1 protein-coding gene is annotated in these 2,931 nt (G+C 71.9%); it reads left to right on the plus strand.

Annotated features, from left to right (window positions below):
• The coding region (locus ACWGE1_RS40730; RefSeq protein ID WP_453425516.1) for an amino acid adenylation domain-containing protein at window positions 1-2,931 on the plus strand (2,931 nt) is incomplete at both ends.

Raw genomic sequence — 2,931 nt, forward strand, 5'->3', positions numbered from 1 at the left:
CAACACCTCCTCGAACGACTCCCCACCCACACCGCAACCGTCATCTGCACCGACCGCGACACCGACCACATCACCGCACAGCCCACCGAAGCACCACAGGTACAGCTCTCCCCCGAATCAACCGCCTACGTCATCTACACCTCCGGCTCCACCGGCCGCCCCAAGGGCGTCGCCGTCACCCACCGCGGTGCGGGGAATCTCGCCGCCGCGCAGGGAGCGCACCTCCGGGTGAGCGGCGGGAGCCGCGTGCTGCAGTTCGCCTCGATCAGCTTCGACGCGGCCTTCTGGGAGCTCGCGATGAGCCTGCTCAACGGGGCGGCTCTGGTCCTCGCGCCCGCCGAGCGGATCATGCCCGGCCCCGAGCTGTCCCGGCTCACCGCCGAGCAGGCCATCACCCACGTGACCCTGCCGCCGACCGCGCTGACCGTGATGTCCCCCGACACCGGACTGCCCGCCGGCGCCACCCTCGTCGTCGCGGGCGAGGCCTGCACCCCGGACCTGGTCGCCGCCTGGTCCACCGGCCGCCGCATGGTCAACGGTTACGGACCCACCGAGGCCACGGTCTGCTCCAGCTGGAGCGATGCGCTGACCGGTGCGGTCGCCCCGCCCATCGGCAAGGCCCTGCCCAACACCCGCCTCCACGTCCTCGACCACGACATGCGACCCACCCCGATCGGCGTACCCGGCGAACTCCACATCGGCGGCACCGGCCTCGCCCGCGGCTACCTCGGCCGCCCCGACCTCACCGCCGACCGCTTCGTCCCCAACCCCCACGGCCCCGCAGGAACCCGCCTCTACAAAACCGGCGACCTCGTCCGATACGACAACCACGGCCAACTCCACTTCATCGGCCGCATCGACCACCAGGTCAAGATCCGCGGCTACCGCATCGAACTCGGCGAGATCGAAGCCGCCCTCACCGCACACCCCGCCGTCCGCGACGCCGTCGTCACCGTCCGCGAAGACAACCCGGGTGTCCGGCAGCTGGCCGCCTACCTCGTCCCGGCCGAAGCCGAAGCCGAAACGGGAGCGGGAGCGGGGATCGCCTCCCGCAGCGCGGAGCTGCGTACGGAGCTGCGTACCGCTCTGGCCGGCTCCCTGCCCGACCACATGGTTCCGGCGTCCTTCACCGTCCTGCCCGCCCTGCCCCTGAACGGCAGCGGCAAGGTCGACAAGTCCGCCCTGCCCGCCCCGGGCCAGGACTCCTTCACCGCCGCCGACTCGTACACGGCTCCCCGCACCGCCACCGAGCAGCGGATCGCCGAGGTCTGGCAGGAGGTCCTCGGCCACGACCGGATCGGCGTCGAGGACAGCTTCTTCGACCTCGGCGGCGACTCCATCCGCGCCGTCACCCTCGTCGGCGCCCTGCGCGCCGCCGGATACGACCTCGGGGTCCGGGAGGTCTTCGACGCCCGTACGGTCGCCGCGGTGGCCGAACTGGTCACCGGCCGGGCCGCCCCCACGGCGGACCGGCAGCCGGTCCGGCCGTTCGAGCTGCTCTCCGGCGAGGACCGTGCGCGGGTCCCGGCCGGGCTCGACGACGCCTACCCGCTCTCCCAGGTGCAGCTCGGCATGGTCGTCGAGATGCTGTCCGACGAGACCCGGGCCAGGTACCACAACGTCAGCATCAACCGGATCCGCGACGGCCACCCCTTCGACGCCGCCGCCCTGCGCGAGGCGACGCGCCTCGTCCTGTCCCGGCACGAGGTGCTGCGCACCTCCTTCGAACTCGACGCCTTCTCCGTACCGATGCAGCTCGTGCACTCGGCCGCCGCGATCGAGGTCGCCGTACGCGATCTGCGCGGACTCGACGCCGATGCCCAGCAGGAGGTCCTGGCGGAGTTCGCGGCCGGGGAGCAGAACACGCTCTTCGACCTGTCGACCGCCCCGCTGCTGCGCGTCGCCGCCTTCCCCGAGAGCGACACGTGCTGGCGCCTCGCCCTCACCGAATCGCACGCCATCACCGAGGGCTGGAGCTACCACGCCCTGATGATGGAGCTGCTGGACCTGTACGAGACCCTGCGTGACGGCCGTGCACCGGCCGAGCCCGAGCCTGCCGAGGTACGGTTCGCGGACTTCATCGCCGAGGAACTGCGGGCGCTGGACGCGCAGGAGAGCATCGACTACTGGCAGCGCACGATCGCCGATCACGCGGCCTTCGAGCTGCCGGCCGCCTGGGGCGACCGGGACGGCACGACCGAGCGCGAGACGTATCAGCTGCGGGTCGCACTGCACGACCTGGAGCCGGGGCTCCGCAGGCTCGCCACCGAGGCCCGGGCGTCACTGAAGTCGGTGCTGCTGTCGGCGCACCTGAAGGTGCTCGGCCAGCTGACCGACGAGGCCCAATTCTCCGCGGGCCTGGTGACCGACACCCGCCCCGAGGCCCTGGGCGCCGACCGGGTGCTGGGCATGTACGTCAACACGCTGCCGTTCGCGCACCGGCGGACCTCCGGCACCTGGGCGGAGCTGGTCCGTGCCACCTTCGCCCGCGAGATCGAGGTGTGGGAGCACCGGCAGTTCCCGATGCCCGCCATGCAGCGGCGGGCCGGCGGACACCGGCTGGTCAACGTGGTCTTCAACTACCAGGACTTCCGCAACGTCGACACCGAGCTGATCGACGTCGAGGCGGGTGTGGGCGCGGGCGCCATCGAGTTCGGGCTCGCGGTGACCACCCTCGGCGGATACCTCAACCTGAAGACGGACACCCACAGCATCAGCCGGGCCAACGCGGAACGGCTCGCGGCGATCTACCGTGCGGTGCTGGAGTCGATGGCTGCCGGTGGTGACGGTGACGCGGCCGCGGTCCACCTGCCCCCGGGCGAGACCGACCTCCTGGACCTCTTCTCCGGCTCCACCGAAGGCTCGGACACCACGCCCTTCCCGGCCCTCTTCGCAGCCCAGGCCGCCCGCACACCCGACGCCCCGGCCGTC

The sequence above is a fragment of the Streptomyces sp. NPDC054932 genome (genome assembly GCF_053610205.1).